A 16,658-nucleotide genomic window follows, 5' to 3' on the forward strand; every position below is an offset into this window, starting at 1 on the left:
AGCCACACATGGCACTGCCTACGTCTATCAAGCTATTTGAAATGGCCCCCCGCGACGGGCTGCAGAACGAGCCGGGCACCATGGTGCCCACCGCCACCAAAATCGAGCTGATTGAGCGGCTGGCAAATGCGGGCATTCGCCACATTGAAGCGGCCAGCTTTGTCTCGCCCAAGTGGGTGCCGCAAATGGGCGATGCCGCTGAGGTGATGCGCGGCATTCAGCGCCAGCACGGCGTGGTGTATTCCGCGCTAACGCCTAACCTCAAAGGGTTAGAAGGCGCCCTGGAGGCAGGCGTTGAGGAAGTCGCGGTATTCGGTGCGGCATCGGAAGCGTTCTCCCAGAAGAACATCAACTGCTCGATTGCCGAGTCGCTGGCGCGCTTTGAGCCGGTGCTTGCCCGCGCCAACGAGGTAGGCGTGAGGGTGCGGGGCTACGTCTCCTGCGTGCTGGGCTGCCCTTACGAGGGCGACATTGCCCCCCATAAAGTAGCGGATGTCGCCAAAGCGCTGTATGAGATGGGCTGCTATGAAGTTTCCCTGGGCGACACCATTGGCGTGGGGACCCCGCTGGCCGCTAAGCGGATGATCGAAGCCACTCGCCAGCAGGTGCCGATTGAGAAACTGGCCGCTCATTTTCACGACACTTACGGCATGGCGATTGCCAACCTGTACGCCGTACTGGAAGAAGGCGTGAGCGTGATTGATGCCGCCACGGCAGGCCTGGGTGGCTGCCCCTACGCTAAGGGCGCATCGGGCAACGTGGCCACCGAAGACGTGCTCTATTTATTGGAAGGGCTGGGCATCGATACCGGCATCGACCTTCAGGCAGTGATCGATACCGGCTACTGGATCACTCAGCAGCTTGGCCGTCAACCCAGTGCCAAAGTGGCACTCGCCAAAGGGTGTGCCAAAAGCAGCAAAGCATAACGCCACCCAAACAACCTAATAATTAAAAATGCGTCACTTCCCGTTCAGATAAGAAAAAGACATCGGAGACTCACCATGGCATCACCTGCAACCTTGCCCAGCTACACCAGCAGCACCGCAGAAAAGCCGCTGTTGGGCATGACCATTGGCGATAAATTCGACCAAATTGCCGCCCAGCACCCGGATAACGATGCGTTGATAGCGCTACACCAGAATATTCACTGGAGCTACCGCGAGCTTCAGCAGGAAGTGAACCGCTGCGCCCGCGCCCTGCTCGCGATTGGTGTACAAAAAGGCGACCGCGTGGGCATTTGGGCACCCAACTGCAGCGAGTGGACGTTGGCCCAGTTTGCCACCGCCAAAATTGGCGCAATTCTCGTGAACATCAACCCGTCTTACCGAACCCACGAGCTGGAGTACGCGCTGAACCAGTCCGGCGCGCGCTTTTTAGTCACCGCCAACCAATTCAAAAGCTCCGACTACACGGCGATGCTGTTCGAGCTGGCGCCAGAACTCAACAGCTGCGCGGAAGGTCAACTAAAATCACAGAAGCTGCCCGAGCTTGAGTGCGTGATTAATTTAAGCGCCGACAAGCACAGCGGCATGTGGCGCTGGGCAGATTTCATCGCCGAAGCCGACAAGGTGAGCCAAACCGACGTGGACGACCTACAGGCCACGCTGCAGTTCGATGATCCGATCAATATCCAGTACACCTCTGGTACCACCGGCTTTCCCAAAGGGGCCACACTCTCCCACCACAACATCCTGAACAATGGCTTTTTTGTGGCGGAAAGCATGGGCTTTACCAGCGAAGACCGTTTGGTCATCCCGGTACCCCTCTACCACTGCTTCGGCATGGTGATGGGTAACCTGGGCTGCGTGACCCACGGCGCGGCGATGATCTACCCAGATGAAGGCTTCGACCCCGGCAAAGTGCTGAAAGCCGTTCATGAGCAGAAAGCCACTGCGTTGTATGGTGTTCCTACCATGTTCATCGCCGAGCTTGAGCACCCGGATTTCGCCAGCACCGATTTTTCGACGCTGCGCACCGGTATTATGGCGGGTTCCATTTGCCCAGCAGAGATCATGAAGCAGGTCATCAACAAGATGAACATGAAGGGCGTGCAAATCGCCTACGGCATGACCGAAACCAGCCCGGTCTCCACGCAAACCGGCGCGAACGACACCATTGAAAAGCGCGTTTCCACCGTGGGCCGCACCCAGCCTCACCTGGAGAGCAAGATCGTCGACCCCGGCAACGGCGGCATTCTACCCCGTGGCGAAATCGGCGAGCTGTGTACCCGTGGCTACAGCGTGATGCTGAAGTATTGGAACAACGATAAAGCCACTGCTGAGGCCATCGACGAGACAGGCTGGATGCACACCGGCGACTTGGCCACCATGGATGACGAGGGCTACATCCAGATCGTCGGTCGCATCAAAGACATGGTGATTCGCGGCGGCGAAAACGTCTACCCGAAAGAGATCGAAGAGTTCTTGTACGCTCACCCGGCGATTTCCGAAGTACAGGTCACCGGCGTGCCAGATAAAAAGTACGGCGAAGAGCTGATTGCCTGGGTGAAGCTCAACAGCACAGCGGGCGAGATTACCGGGGAAGACCTGCGCGAATACTGCAAAGGCAAAATCACCCACTTCAAGATCCCGCGCTACTTCAAGTTCGTGGATGAGTTCCCGATGACCGTGACCGGCAAAATTCAGAAATTCAAAATGCGCGAAATCTCGATTAAAGAGCTGGGGCTGGAAGACCAAAAGTAAAAGGGATCGAAGCTGTTACAACGATCAACTGTCGATCAGAACAACCCGTAGCGGAGGCGTTCGCCAGGGTTGTTCTGATCCTGAGACGTTAGCACCAACCGAGGTTCCCCATGCCCACTTCCCTCGCCCACCACTACCATCAAGCGCTGCGCGACCAGGATATCCTTAACCAACTGAGCTCCCACTACCCCGATGGCCCCACGCTGCATCAATTAGCACCGCTCGACCAGCTGCATATTGGCGGTATCGCCGCATCGAAAAGGCTCTTGGATTTGCTCGATCAGAGCGCCCCTATGGCGCTGGATATTGGCGCAGGGCTGGGGGGATTGATGCGCCAGGGGGCCGCATTGGGTTTTCATCTCACCGGACTGGATATTACCCACCGCTTTAACGTGCTGAATCAAGCCATCAGCGAACTGGCAATGACACAGCCTCCTAACGATTCATCAGCGGGCACTCTGCGCTGTGTGACGGGAGATGCCTGCGCACTGCCGTTTAGTGATGCCAGCTTCGATGCTGTGCTGTTCCAACACAGCCTGATGAATATGCCCGATCCTGCACGCGTACTGGCCGAGTGCCGCCGCGTGCTGCGCCCCGGCGGGCAGCTGGTGATGCATGAGGTGGTCAGCGGCCCTCACTGCGAGGCACTGCGTTTTCCGGTGCCCTGGGCAGAAGGGCCGACACACTCGCATTTGCTGACGTTGGCGGCATTGACACAGCGACTGCAAACGGCGGGCTTCGATATTCGACACTGCGAAGACTGGAGCCACACCGCGCTTAAATGGCGCCAGCGCCAGCGTCAAAAAGAGCAGGCCCCGCGTACCGGTGTGCTCTCCCCGCAGTGGGTGTTTGGCGAACGGTTTATGTGCATGGGTAAACATTTATTGGAAAACTTGGCGAATGGTGCAATTAACGTGGTGGAAATCAGCGCCCGTTGCTAGTCTGTTAGGGATAACGTCAACAAGAAAGGACAAGAGGAACGCCAATGAACCGCTTGGCAAGCACCCTGCTCTTGAGTCTGTTCGGCACGCTCCTACCCCTAGAAGCCACCTTGGCCGATGATGACGCTCCTGCTCTCTCCTATGCAGCCCCCAATAGCGAATGGATGCGCCTCGATAACGGTGTGGTGCTGGAAGGCAGCGACCTGAGCAGCCTGGACACCAACACCACCGGCTTTCGGCTGACCGCGGGATTCAGCCCCGAACAGCTGCCCCGGCTGGATATCGGTGCCGAGATCGCCTATCGCGAAAGTGAAGAAGTCCCCATTACTTCCCAGATGAACCCGCTGCTCATGGACACCCTGAGCCTGGGTGGCGCCTTGGTGGCAGGCGTGCGCATGGGCGCCGTCAGCATTTATGCCAAGTCCGGCTTCACCGAGTGGCGTGGTGAAGCGTACCAGCCCCAGGCCGATGATGGCGGCACGGCGCTACTGCAAGGCTTCGGCGCCACCATGACCATCAACCGGTTGATCAGCCGTTTCGAGTACGAGCGTATCGATGCAGCCACGCTCAGCCACCTCAATATGCTCAGCGCTTCGCTACACCTGCCGTTTTAATCCCAGTTTTCGATGCTGCCAGCCGAGATGTCTCTTGACTCGGCGTTTATCCGTGTTAATGTACTATCGTACTAGTACATTAACACGGATTACATCGACCGCTGGTGACTCACTCATGCCCCTCTCTCCGTCACACTATCAGACTGAGCTGGTACGCCATCTGGTGGCCATCGAGACCCCCGAGGCCATGGACGCTGCGCTGGCAAGCCTTCTGACACCAGCAGAGTACCAAGAAATCAGCAAACGCCTACAGATTTTTAAGCTGCTGCGCGATGGCGTGCCCCACCGCAAAATTGCCGAAACCCTAGGCGTGGGTATTGCGACCGTGTCACGCGGATCACGCGCGCTGACGATGTTAGCCTCTTCACGGAATGATCACTTATGAGCACTACCGATACGGCCGCTGCGGCAGGCCCACAGCCGTTTACCCTGCCCCGCAAGCCCCACTACGTTACCCTGGCGGCGGACTGCGACTTCTTTGCCCTATTTCAAAAAATCGAGCGGCACTTCGATACCTGCTACATGCTGGAGTCGCTGGGCGAAGATAGCCACATGGCGCGCCACTCGATCATTGGTTTCGACCCCGAGTACACGCTCTACGCCAATGGCACCACGCTGACCATTGAAAACCGCGACGGCGATGCCAAGCATTACCAGAGCGACAATCCCTACGAGCTGCTGCGCAGCCTGATCCCGCAAAATATTATTTCACGCAAATACGCGGGCGGATTAAGCGGTTACCTGGGCTACGACGCCATGCAGTACTTCGAGCCGTCGCTGACGCTGAAAGCCAGCGACGACTTCGATACGTTCCGCTTTGGGCTGTATAAAGACGGCTTGATCCTCGACAAGATGACCGGGGAAGTCACCTACTTCTACTACGACAATAGCCGCTACGAGTTTCTGCAGACGCTGATCGACGCCGACGACGAACCCGCAGGCCCGCTGCACATTACAGCGCTGGGCGACACCATGAGCAAAGCCGAGCACGCCGAAGCGGTCGCCAAGGTGAAGCAGGACATCATCGACGGCAAAGTTTTTCAGTGCGAAGTGGGCTTTAAAAAGCGTTTTCGCATTCAGGGCGACACCCTGGCGCTTTACGAGCAGCTGCGTACCATCAACCCCTCGCCGCAGATGTACTACGTGAAGTTTGGCGAACAGAAGCTGATTGGCGCGAGCCCCGAGCTGCTGTTCCGCCTGCGCCAGGGCGAGATGGAGACGTTCCCGCTGGCAGGCACTACCCTGCGCGGCCAAACGCCCCAGGAAGATACCCAGCTTGCCCGCGCGCTGCTCAACGACCCCAAAGAGATCGCCGAGCACAATATGATTGTGGACCTGCACCGCAACGATATTGGCCGAGTGGCCCAGTTTGGCACGGTGAAAGTACGCAGCCTAATGGATATCAAGCGCTTCAGCCACGTTCAGCATATCTCTAGTGAGATCGTCGGAATCATTGCCGAAGGCGAAGACATGTTCACCGCGCTGGCCAGCAACTTCCCGGCGGGCACGCTAACCGGCGCACCTAAAATCGAAGCGATGAAAATCATCGATGACCTAGAAACCGATGGGCGCGGCCCCTACGGCGGCGCGGTGGGCCAGTTCTCTTTCAACGGCGACTGCACCTTTGCGATCCCGATCCGTACGGTGTTTGTCAACGGCGAGCGCGCCTACGTACAAACCTGCGGCGGCAACGTGTACGACAGCAACGCCGAGGATGAATACGAAGAGATTCGCCGCAAATTCGCCGGCACTCGCAAGGCCTTGGCCCCCTTTATGGATACGGAAACGGAGAGCCCCGCATGAAGGTGCTGATCATCGATAACTACGACTCCTTCACCTATAACCTTTACCAGTTTATTGGTGAGATTCTGACCACGGAGAAGAATCGCGGCGAGCTGCCTCATTTTGAGATCATGGTGAAGCGCAATAACCAGATTGATTTTAAAGCGATTGAAGCCATGGCGCCGGATCGCATTATTATCTCGCCTGGCCCAGGCTCGCCGGATGACCCGCGCTACTTTGGCGTATGTGCCGAGGTGATTGAGAAGCTGGGCAAAACCACGCCACTGCTGGGGGTTTGCTTAGGCATGCAAGGGATTGTGCATGTGTTTGGCGGCAAGGTGGTCAAAGCGCCGCTGCCAATGCACGGTAAAATCAGCCCCATTAATCACAATAACCAATCGGTATTCAACGGCGTGCCCGACCAGCTTGAAGTGATGCGCTACCACTCACTGATTGCCGATGCGGCGACACTTCCAGAGTGCCTAGAAGTGACCGCCACAGTAGGTGCACTCACCGCCGACAACTTTGCTGAGCGCGGCCGCTGGCAGGCAGCGGGTGAATTTGAGCTGATGGGCGTAAAGCACCGTGACTACCCAATTCACGGCATTCAGTTTCACCCGGAGTCGTTTGCCACCGAGGGCGGCAAAGAGCTCATCGCTAACTTCCTATTTGCCCCTAACGCAGTGGCATAACCGCGACAAGACCACCTAACACTGCAATATTGAGCAGCACCGTGGCCCAATAAACGCGTCGAAAGCTGGTTTTTTGGGTCTTGTGGCGCAGCTGCTGCTGCGCGCACCATGCCCCCGGCCAACCGCCTAGCAGCGCCAGCCAGTGCAGCGTTTTCTCACTCACCCGCTGGCGCTGTTTAATCGCGGCCCGCTTATCCCACGCATAGAGAACGTAGGTAATCACGCTGGCCGTCGCATACCACGCCAGTAGGTAACTCATATAAGTTGGCATCTCTGTCATGGAGAACTACTTGCGCCGGGAAGGCGGCTTACCGGAGGCAGCTTTACCCCCGCTGGGGCGTCCGCCCTTTATCGCGCCCTTACGCGCGCCCGGTTTGCCGCTAGAGTGGCTCCCGGGCCTCCCCTTTCCTTTAGTGGCCGGTCTTCCCGCTGACACTGCTCCTTTGCCGCCTGACTTACCAGCAGCGGCCCCTTTTGCCTTGGGATCCTTGCGGGCTTTGTTACCCGCGCCGGCACCTGAAGAGGCCCGTTTTGCTGCCGTCTTTTTATCCTGCGCGCTACTTCTACCGCCGCTGTAGTTGGGTCGGGCGATTTTTTTCTTCTCAGGTGCTTTCTTCTCAGATGTTTTCTTCTCAGGCGCTACATCTGAGGTTTCGGTGAGGGCAACAATGGTCTCGATCTCTTTGGGCGTCAGGTCACGCCAATCCCCCAGCGCCAGCCCTTTCAGCGAGACGTTCATGATGCGCGTACGTACCAGTTGCGTCACTTCGTAGCCAAAGTATTCGCACATACGGCGAATTTGGCGGTTGAGCCCCTGCACTAGCGTGATATTGAACACAAAGGTGGACTCTTTAACCACCTGACACTTTTTGGTCATCTGCCCAAGGATCGGCACGCCGCCCTGTATACCGGCAATAAACTCGTTGGTGATCGGTTTATCGACCGTCACCACGTACTCTTTTTCGTGGTTGTTGTTGGCGCGCAGGATTTTGTTGACCAAGTCGCCGTTGTTGGTGAGAAAGATCAACCCCTGGGAGTCTTTATCTAAGCGCCCAATGGGGAAAATACGCGTGCCGTGCTTCACAAACTCAACGATATTGTCTTTTTCTGCCGACTCCGTGGTGCTGACAATCCCCACCGGTTTGTTGAGCGCGATCAGTACTAAATCCTCCTCTTCCTGCGGCTCAATCTCCTGGCCGTTGACCTTTACCCGATCCCCCGCGACCACTTGGTCACCAGTGGTTGCCCGGCGGCCGTTGATCCACACATTGCCCTGCTCGACAAAGCGGTCCGCCTCCCGGCGGGAGCAGAGGCCGCTTTCGCTGATGTATTTATTGATACGGGTAGATTTTCGTAACGACATAAATCGCCATATAGCCTAAATAAACGTTAAAAAGAGGAGCCGGGCTGCTTGAGGAACTCGACCTCTTCCGGAGTCGAGGCTCTGCCCAAGACCGCATTGCGATGCGGGTAGCGCCCAAAGCGATCGATAATCTGTTGGTCGATTTGGGCATCTTTCTTAAACCACTGGGCTGGCGACAACTCCTGAAACCAGAATGCCAGCACGGCCTGAGCGTCTGTGGTCATGTTTCTGCCTCCAACACTGGACATAAAGAAAAGCGCCGCCACCCATCGGTAGCGGCGCTGGTGGGCTGTCTTCAGCTTAGCCGGTGTTACGCAGGCCAGCCGCAATACCCGCCATGGTGACCATTAACGCGCGGGAGAGATCTGGGCTAATCGCCCCATCAGCATCCCGGTTACGCTGCAAAAGCTCGGCTTGCAGGCCATGCAGCGGGTCGATGTAGGGGTTGCGCACGTCAATCGCCTGACGAATCAGTGGCGTGTTCTCCAGCAGTTTCTCCTGCTGCAGGATATCTAACACCACGTCTTCCAGACGCTCGAAGCGCTCACGGAGTTTTTTGCCCAGCGCTTTTAGCGACGGCTCGTCCACCAAGCGGTGCTCGTAGTAGGCGGCAATCGCCACGTCTGCTTTGGCTAGCAGCATCTCTAACATATCCAGGTAGGTGCCAAAGAAGGGCCACTGGGTGCGCATTTCTTGCAGCACTTCACGGCCGCCGGGCTGCTCCAGACGGCGGGAGAAGGCTTCGCCACTGCCAAGCCAAGCGGGCAGCATCAGGCGGATCTGCGTCCAGGCAAAAATCCAGGGGATCGCCCGCAGGGTTTCTACGCCACCATCCTGACGGCGCTTGGTGGGCCGCGAGCCTAGCGGCAGCCTACCCAGCGCGCCCTCCGGCGTCACCGCACGGAAATAGGGGACGAAGTCGGGATCTTCCCGTACAACACCCACGTAAGCCGCATGGGCCACCTTGGCCAGTTGATCCATCTCTTCGCGCCAGTGGGGTTCCGGCGCGGGCGGTGGCAATAGCGTGGCTTCCAGCACCGCACAGGCGTAGATCTCCATGGAACGCAGCGCGATATCCGGCTGGCCGAACTTAAAGCGAATCATCTCGCCCTGCTCGGTCACCCGCAGGCTGCCGTTCACGGAGCCAGGCGGCTGAGACAGAATCGCCGCGTGAGCCGGGCCGCCACCACGGCCAACGGTGCCGCCACGGCCGTGGAACAGCGTTAGGTCCACACCATGTTTCTCACACACGTTCACCAGCGCTTCCTGGGCGCGGTACTGTGCCCAAGCGGCGGCGAGCTGACCGGCATCTTTGGCGGAGTCGGAGTAGCCGATCATCACTTCTTGGCGGTCTTTCGTCAGGGCGCGGTAGCCCGGCAGCGCCAGCAGCTGATCAACCACATCCCCCGCGTGGTCCAGGTCGTTGAGGGTCTCGAACAGCGGCGCGATGGGCAGCGTTACTTGCCCACCCACTTCCTTCATCAACAGTGCCACGGTGAGCACATCAGAGGGCTCGGCGGCCATGGAGATAATGTAAGTACCCAGCGCTTCCGCGTGCTCCTGGGCGATCACCTTGAAGGTATCGATGACTTCCCGGGACTCTGCCGAACACTCCCAGCGGCGGGGAATCAGCGGGCGGCGAGACTCAAGCTCCGCCAGCAAAAACTCCTGACGCTGGGTTTCGCTCCACTCCTGGTAATGGCCTAGCCCCAGGGAGCTGGTGAGTTCTTCCATTACTTGGGCGTGGCGGCTGGCTTCCTGGCGAAGGTCGAGCTTGGTCAGCGTGACGCCGAACACGGCCACGCGGCGCAGGGTATCCAGCAGCGCACCGTTGGCAATGGTATCCAGCCCCACGTCGCACAGCGAGCGGTAGCAGGCCAGCAGCGGCGCGTAAATTTGGTCGCGGGTTTCAATAATCGGCCCGCCATCGTAGTTGCGGCCATCCAGCTGCGCTTTTGCCCAGTCGCGGGTGGCTTCCATTTTGGTTAGTAACCGTTTGAGCAGCTCCCGGTAGGGTTCCGCCACATCGCCCACTTCGGCTTTTAGGGCGCTGTTGGCTTTCCACATGGAGAGCTCGGTTTTGAGCTGTTCTAAATCGCGCAGATAGAGATCCGCTGCCATCCAGCGGCCTAGCAGCAGCACTTCCTGGGTGACTTTGGCGGTGACATTCGGGTTGCCGTCGCGGTCGCCACCCATCCAGGAGGCGTAGCGAATCGGCGCGGCATCCAGCGGCAGGCGCTCGCCCGCAGTGTCCAGCAGCAGGTTATCCAGGTCGCGGTGGAAATCCGGCACCGCCTGCCACAGCGAGTTCTCGATCACCGCAAAGCCCCACTTCGCCTCATCCACCGGCGTTGGGCGTTCGTGACGAATCTCGTCGGTATGCCACGCCTGACTAATCAGCTCTTCCAAGCGGCCTTGGGCGCGGGCGCCGCGTTCGGGGTAATCCTCGGAGCTTTCGATCGCAGTCAAGCACTCATCGATCGCATCGTATTTTTGGATCAGCGTACGACGGATGACCTCGGTGGGGTGAGCGGTCAGTACGAGCTCGACGCGCATATTAGCCAGGGTTTCCACCAGCTTGCGGGGCGAGTTACCGGCCTGCTGAGCGCGCCCCAAGAGCTCCCCTAGCGCGGGCTGCGAACCGGGTTTGTAATCCTCCACCCGACGGAACCGTGCCCGGTAGTGCTGCTCGGCGATATTGGCCAAATTCAAGAACTGGTTGAATGCGCGGGTCACCGGGAGCAGGTCCCGCTCGGGTAGCTGACGCAAATACTCGATGAGCTGGCGCTGTTGAAGCGAGTCGCCCTGGCGACCGCGCTTGGCGTGGGCACGAATGGTTTCAATCTTATCGACAAACGACTGGCCTAAGTCATCGGCGATGGTACGCCCAAGACTGTCCCCCAGAATACGCACGTTATCGCGCAGTGATTCGTGTAGATCATGACTCATTGGCGTGGCCTCCTTGCGGGGTCGCGTTGATAGGTGGTGACATTAGCGTTGTTCTTGTGCTTTCGCGGCTTGCCAGTGACTTTCCATCTCATCCAGCGAGGCCTCGTTCACAGGGCGCTCTGATTCAGCAAGCGCGCGCTCGACAAAGCGAAAGCGACGTTCGAATTTTGCGTTGGTACGGCGCAAGCACTGTTCGGGATCGGCACCCAACGTGCGCGCTAAATTGGTGACGGCAAACAGCAGGTCGCCGACCTCCTCCTGGGCGTGCTGACGATCCCCCGCCGCCAGCGCCTCTTCGACCTCCTCCAGTTCCTCGCGAATTTTGGCCAGTACGCCCTCGGCATTCGACCAATCAAAGCCTACGCGGGCGGCCCGCTTCGAGAGCTTGGCGGCGCGGCTTAACGCAGGCAGCGTTCGGGGTACATCGTCCAGCACCGAAGGAGGTTGCGTAGCACGCTTGGCGCGTTCGTCGGCTTTGAGCGCTTCCCAGCGGCTATTCACCTGCTGGGTCTTTACTTCATCGGCACTCACGCCGGTCGGGCGACGGGACGCCAGCGTTCCGTCTGGGAACACATGGGGATGACGGCGCAGCATCTTGGCGGTCAGCGTATCGACGATATCGTGAAAATCGAAGCGCTGCTCTTCTGCGCCAAATTGGGCGTAATAGACCACTTGAAAAAGCAGGTCGCCGAGCTCGCCGGGCAGTTCATCGAAGGCGCGACGCTCGATGGCGTCGGCCACTTCGTAAGCCTCTTCCAGGGTGTGGGGCACGATGCTGTCCCAATCCTGCTGGATATCCCACGGGCAGCCCTGCTCCCGGTCGCGCAGCACGGCCATTAGGGTGAGCAAATCCTCCAGGGTATGACGCATCAGGCCCCTCCTTTACGGGCACTTTTCTCGGGATCGGCGTTACGCAGGCGACGCACTTCGGTCACGTTGGGCAACTGCTGAATACGCGAGAACAGCCTGCCCAGGGATTCAAGGCCATCGACTTCCAGGGTAATCCTCAGTCGGGCGATGCCCTCGTCGGTATCCGTAAGCGTGTTGACCGCTAACACATTGACCTTTTCATTACCCAAGAGACCGGTCACATCGCGCAGCAGGCCGGAGCGGTCCCAGGCTTGAATCTCGATGGTCACCGGGTAGCGAGTGTGTGCCCGCTCGCCCCACTCCACCTCGATAATGCGCTGGGGCTCTTCCATACGCAATTGGAGAATGTTGGAGCAATCCTGGCGGTGGACGGTCACGCCGCGCCCCTGGGTAATAAAGCCCACAATAGGCTCACCGGGCACCGGGCGGCAGCAGTTGGCCATGCTGGTTTTCAGATTGCCCACCCCCAGCACGGTGATATCGCTTTGGGTCGCCTTGCTGGGCTGGCGGCGTGGTTTTGCCAATAGGCGGTCGAGCTGCTCCTGGTCGTCGGTTTCACCAAACAGCTGTTGGGCCTGGTGCAGCACTTGCCCAATACGCAGGTCGCCAGCCCCCAGCGCCGCGTACATATCGTCGGCGTTTTGGTAATTAACGGCCTTGGCGAGCTTGGTCAGGTCCAGCCCTTCCACATCCAAGCGGCGCATTTCGCGCTCAAAAAGTACCCGACCTTCATGCAGGTTTTGGTCGCGGGCCTGGTGCTTGAACCACGCCTGGATTTTTGCCCGGGCGCGGGAGGTGCGCACGTAACCTAAGCTGGGGTTGAGCCAGTCACGGCTGGGGCCGCCTTTGGTGGCAGTAAGAATCTCGATCTGCTGGCCGGTTTTGAGCTTGTAGGTCAGCGGTACGATACGGCCGTTAACCTTGGCTCCCCTGCAAAGGTGGCCAATTTCGGTATGCACCCGGTAAGCAAAATCGATCGGCGTGGCGATACGCGGCAGGTCGATGACGTGCCCATCGGGGGTAAAAACGTAGATGCGGTCTGGGGCGACATCGCTGGAGAGGCCTTCGCGCAGGTCGCCAAAGCCGCCCACTTCGTCCTGCCACTCCAATACTTGGCGCAGCCAGGCGATTTTCTCTTCGTAGCTGCGGCTCTTGGCGTTGGTATCGTGGCCTTTATAGCGCCAGTGGGCACACACCCCAAGCTCTGCCTCGTCGTGCATGGCAAAAGTGCGGATCTGAATCTCCAGCACCTTGTTTTCCGGCCCGAGTACCGCCGTATGCAGCGACTGGTAGCCGTTTTTCTTGGGGTTGGCAATGTAGTCGTCAAACTCGTTGGGAACGTGGTGCCAGCGGGAGTGGACAATCCCCAGTACGGTGTAGCAGTCGGTGACTTCCGGCACCAGAATACGCACGGCGCGTACATCGTGCACTTGCGAGAAGTCGATCCGTTTGCGTTTCATTTTGCGCCAGATGGAGTAGATGTGCTTGGCTCGACCACTCACGTCGTAACGGTGAATGTGTTGCGCTTCCATCAGGCTTTTGAGGGTTTCGACGACGTCGTGAATATAGCGGTCGCGGTCCAGGCGCTTCTCCGCCAATAGCTTGGCGATAGCCTTGTACTCATCCTCGTGCAGGTAGCGAAACGAGAGGTCTTCTAGCTCCCATTTGATCTGGCCAATGCCCAGGCGGTGGGCCAGCGGTGCGTAGATATCCGCTACTTCCCTGGCGACCTGTAAGCATTTCTCACGGGGAGCGTCTTTGACTTGGCGCAGCGCACAGGTGCGCTCGGCAATTTTGATCAGGGCAACGCGCACGTCGCCCACCATATTCACCAGCATTTTGCGCAGGTTTTCCTGCTGGTTGTACTGGCTCATGCCATGGTTGGGTGCCAACGGGTAGCTAATGGCGGCCATTTGCAGCACACCGTCGATCAGCTTCGCCACTTCATCCCCAAAGCGTTTGGTCACCGCCTCCAGGCTCAGCAGCCCTTCCCGCACGGCGCGGTAAAGCACGGCCGCCTCTAGCGCTGGCTGGTCGAGCTTCAGGTCGGCGAGGATGTCCGCCATCTCAAGCCCCATGCGGAAGCTGGAGCCGGGCGACAGCCACACGCGATGGGTTCGAGGCGCTTCCCGATCTAACTGCTCGGCAAGCTCGCAGGCTTCCTGCAAACGCTCGGGTTCACGTAGGCGCACATCTTCTTGAAGGCGCGTTAACCATTGTTGTATGTCCACCTTTCCGCTTTCTGTCAGCGGTTGGTCTTCACGCACTTTCACCATGACGTTCACTCATCCTTTCTGGGTGACGGCCTCCACACCGCCGCCACCAATGCTCGCTGCAAAGGGCAGGCTAGCCCGCATATTCAAACAGCATCAGCGTTTCCATGTGGGCAGTGTGCAGAAACATATCTGCCACTGTGACTTGCTTGACGCGATATCCCGCATGCACAAGGTGTGCCGCATCCCTGGCCAGCGTGGCCGGGTCACAGGAAATATAGGCCACCTTCGCCACCTGATGGCGCCCCACTGCTTGGCAAATAGCTTCCGCCCCGCTGCGTGGGGGATCTAATACCAACGCATCCACCGAACGCTCGCGAAGCAGTGTTTTTACCGCTATTGCATCGTTTAGATCTGCCTGCTGAACGCTCACATTGAGCTGGTTCAGCGCTGCGTTAGTGCCAAGGCGCTCTACCATGGCGGTGTTACCTTCTACCACGTGCACGCTGGCGCCTGCAGCGGCCAGAGGAAGGCTGAAGTTCCCCATCCCGGCAAACAGGTCGAGTAGCTGCATCCCAGGTACTGGCGTTAACCATGCTACCACCTGAGACACCATCTTTTGATTGACCTCGGCATTTACCTGCAAAAAGTCACCTGGCGCAAACTGCAGTACCAGTTCAGGACCAACGTCTTCCTGCGCGGGCGACACACCAAGCGCACTCAGCGAAAAGCGCTCTTCCAACACAGGCTCTGCACCATGCCAGTGCAAGGACGGTGACTCACGCCCTAACCATGCGCCTAATCTCACTTGGTGCTGGTCAGCAAACCCTTGCCAGCGCTGCCAATCCTGCGGCTGCTCTTTTAACTGCCTGACCAGCACCACCGTAGCCTGGGGCGTCGCCAGCAGTTCAATATGCCCTACCGCGCGGGGTGCATCCAGTTCAGTAAGCAGTTGCTTTAGTGGGGCTATCAGTGCTTGAAGGGCAGGTACCAATACATGGCAGTGGTCGATATCCACCAGCCGGTGGCTGTTGGCGGCACGAAAACCTAGCCGAACACTTCCCTGAGCGTCGACTTTAACACCTAGCCGCGCCCGTCGGCGGTAACCTTCCTGGTGCCCAGAAATCGCCGCCACCTCGCCAAGCGGTATGCCTTGGCGCGCCATTAATTCGCTAACGACTTCACGCTTGTGGGCGCGCTGGGCATCCACCGCCAGATGCTGCAAATCACACCCGCCGCAGTGTCCGAAGTGGCTGCAAGGCGGCGTCACCCGCTGGGGCGAGGTAGTCATCAGCGCTTTCACATGCGCTTCATCAAAGCGCTTGCGGGTGATGTGTATCGCCACCTCAACCTGTTCGCCCGGTAGCGCTTGGTCGACAAACACGGTTTTACCCGCCGGGTTATGGCTAACGCCACGGCCATCGTGGGCTAACCGTTCAATCACCAGCGGCGCCGAGAAGTCGCTAGTGGTAGCCGCACTCTTGGCCGCCTTGCCGTTGCCGCTTGGCTGGCGCGCCAGCCCGGAGTGGCCGGAGGCGGGACGCGGCGGCCGCCGCTTACCCAACATAGCCATCTATACCTCCGGGGCAAATAAGCCCGTGGAGAGGTAGCGGTCACCACGGTCACAGACAATAAACACGATGACCGCATTTTCGGTTTGTTCAGCAATGCGCAGCGCACCCGCTAGGCTTCCGCCAGATGAAACGCCTGCCAGAATGCCCTCTTCTCGGGCCAGGCGGCGCATATGCGCTTCCGCTTCTTGCTGGCCGATATCCAGGGTGGTATCCACGCGCGGCGCTTCAAAAATCGCTGGCAGATACTCTTTAGGCCAGCGACGAATGCCGGGGATACTGGCCCCATCAGCGGGCTGCAAGCCCACAATCTGAATCGCGCTGTTCTGCTCTTTAAGATAGCGCGACACGCCCATGATGGTGCCCGTGGTGCCCATTGAGCTCACAAAGTGGGTCACTTCACCGCCGGTTTGCTGCCATATTTCTGGCCCGGTAGTGCGGTAGTGCGCCAGCGGGTTATCTGGATTAGCAAACTGATTGAGCGGCTTACCTTCACCCCGGGCAATCATGGCATCTGCGATGTCACGAGCCTCTTCCATACCGCCTTCTTTACTGGCCGTAATCAGCTTAGCGCCGTAGGCCGCCATGGCCTGCTTGCGCTCGGCGGAAGCATTTTCCGGCATAATCAGGGTCATGTTGTACCCTTTTAGAGCCGCCGCCATAGCAAGCGCAATGCCGGTATTGCCGGAAGTCGCCTCAATTAACGTATCCCCTGGGGAATTTCCCCACGAGCTTCCGCTTCACTCAGCATAGAGAGCGCGGGACGATCTTTCACCGAGCCCGCGGGGTTATTGCCTTCGAGTTTGGCAAGCAGCGTATTGTTCTTCCCAGCGGTAATTCGCTTCAAGCGAACCAAGGGCGTATTGCCGACCACATCTTCAAGCGTGGGATAATTCATCGAACATTCCTTATCGTAACCGTTATGCTGCATTATATCGGTGCTGCCTGTGACTGGACAGGC

The 16,658-nt window shown here is 58.7% G+C and carries 14 protein-coding genes and 1 pseudogene; 7 read left to right on the forward strand and 8 right to left on the reverse strand.

What is annotated here, in order from left to right:
* The first annotated feature begins 8 nt into the window (after nucleotides 1-8).
* The 7 genes from A3220_RS12500 to A3220_RS12530 all read left to right on the forward strand — a co-directional run bounded on the left by A3220_RS12500 (nucleotide 9) and on the right by A3220_RS12530 (nucleotide 6,731).
* Entirely contained in the window at nucleotides 9-926 is a 918-nt protein-coding gene (locus A3220_RS12500) for a hydroxymethylglutaryl-CoA lyase (RefSeq protein ID WP_062375101.1), read from the forward strand.
* 75 nt (nucleotides 927-1,001) lie between these two features.
* Nucleotides 1,002-2,702: an AMP-binding protein gene (locus tag A3220_RS12505; protein ID WP_062375103.1), complete on the forward strand. Its 1,701-nt coding sequence runs from the start codon at nucleotides 1,002-1,004 to the stop codon at nucleotides 2,700-2,702.
* Between the two features lie 110 nt (nucleotides 2,703-2,812).
* Complete coding sequence (locus A3220_RS12510; protein ID WP_058578063.1) at nucleotides 2,813-3,643, forward strand: methyltransferase domain-containing protein; 831 nt, start codon at nucleotides 2,813-2,815, stop codon at nucleotides 3,641-3,643.
* Nucleotides 3,644-3,687: 44 nt separating this feature from the next.
* Nucleotides 3,688-4,257, forward strand: a complete 570-nt coding sequence (locus A3220_RS12515) for a hypothetical protein (protein ID WP_058578062.1) — start codon at nucleotides 3,688-3,690, stop codon at nucleotides 4,255-4,257.
* Nucleotides 4,258-4,372: 115 nt separating this feature from the next.
* Entirely contained in the window at nucleotides 4,373-4,642 is a 270-nt protein-coding gene (locus A3220_RS12520; protein WP_062375105.1) for a Trp family transcriptional regulator, read from the forward strand.
* Nucleotides 4,639-6,060: an anthranilate synthase component I family protein gene (locus tag A3220_RS12525; RefSeq protein WP_062375106.1), complete on the forward strand. Its 1,422-nt coding sequence runs from the start codon at nucleotides 4,639-4,641 to the stop codon at nucleotides 6,058-6,060. The genes A3220_RS12520 and A3220_RS12525 overlap by 4 nt, the downstream gene beginning before the upstream one ends.
* Nucleotides 6,057-6,731: an aminodeoxychorismate/anthranilate synthase component II gene (locus A3220_RS12530; RefSeq protein ID WP_054640824.1), complete on the forward strand. Its 675-nt coding sequence runs from the start codon at nucleotides 6,057-6,059 to the stop codon at nucleotides 6,729-6,731. Before A3220_RS12525 ends, A3220_RS12530 begins: the two co-directional genes overlap by 4 nt.
* On the opposite strand, the gene A3220_RS12535 is transcribed toward A3220_RS12530, so the two are convergent.
* The 8 genes and pseudogenes from A3220_RS12535 to cysM all read right to left on the reverse strand — a co-directional run bounded on the left by A3220_RS12535 (nucleotide 6,715) and on the right by cysM (nucleotide 16,595).
* The gene (locus A3220_RS12535) at nucleotides 6,715-7,011 is read right to left on the reverse strand and encodes a DUF1294 domain-containing protein (protein WP_228219151.1); all 297 of its coding nucleotides are present in this window, start codon (nucleotides 7,009-7,011) and stop codon (nucleotides 6,715-6,717) included. The two genes, A3220_RS12530 and A3220_RS12535, sit on opposite strands and share 17 nt — an antisense overlap.
* 6 nt (nucleotides 7,012-7,017) lie before the next feature.
* Nucleotides 7,018-8,094, reverse strand: coding sequence for a 23S rRNA pseudouridine(2604) synthase RluF (gene rluF / locus A3220_RS12540; RefSeq protein ID WP_062375108.1), 1,077 nt, complete (start codon nucleotides 8,092-8,094; stop codon nucleotides 7,018-7,020).
* A gap of 26 nt (nucleotides 8,095-8,120) precedes the next feature.
* The gene (locus A3220_RS18185) at nucleotides 8,121-8,318 is read right to left on the reverse strand and encodes a DUF924 family protein (RefSeq protein WP_054640822.1); all 198 of its coding nucleotides are present in this window, start codon (nucleotides 8,316-8,318) and stop codon (nucleotides 8,121-8,123) included.
* A gap of 76 nt (nucleotides 8,319-8,394) precedes the next feature.
* A complete protein-coding gene (ppc, locus tag A3220_RS12550) occupies nucleotides 8,395-11,043 on the reverse strand; it encodes a phosphoenolpyruvate carboxylase (protein WP_062375110.1) in 2,649 nt (882 codons plus the stop codon).
* Nucleotides 11,044-11,085: 42 nt separating this feature from the next.
* On the reverse strand, nucleotides 11,086-11,913 hold the full coding sequence (gene mazG / locus A3220_RS12555; protein ID WP_044628367.1) for a nucleoside triphosphate pyrophosphohydrolase: 828 nt from the start codon (nucleotides 11,911-11,913) through the stop codon (nucleotides 11,086-11,088).
* The gene (gene relA, locus A3220_RS12560; RefSeq protein ID WP_062375112.1) at nucleotides 11,913-14,189 is read right to left on the reverse strand and encodes a GTP diphosphokinase; all 2,277 of its coding nucleotides are present in this window, start codon (nucleotides 14,187-14,189) and stop codon (nucleotides 11,913-11,915) included. Before relA ends, mazG begins: the two co-directional genes overlap by 1 nt.
* 70 nt (nucleotides 14,190-14,259) lie before the next feature.
* A complete protein-coding gene (rlmD, locus tag A3220_RS12565) occupies nucleotides 14,260-15,699 on the reverse strand; it encodes a 23S rRNA (uracil(1939)-C(5))-methyltransferase RlmD (RefSeq protein WP_062375113.1) in 1,440 nt (479 codons plus the stop codon).
* Nucleotides 15,700-16,595, reverse strand: a pseudogene (cysM, locus tag A3220_RS12570) (cysteine synthase CysM).
* Nucleotides 16,596-16,658 lie beyond the last annotated feature (63 nt).

It is taken from the genome of Halomonas sp. KX33721 (genome assembly GCF_001596805.1).
In the GTDB taxonomy this organism is placed as follows: domain Bacteria; phylum Pseudomonadota; class Gammaproteobacteria; order Pseudomonadales; family Halomonadaceae; genus Vreelandella; species Vreelandella aquamarina.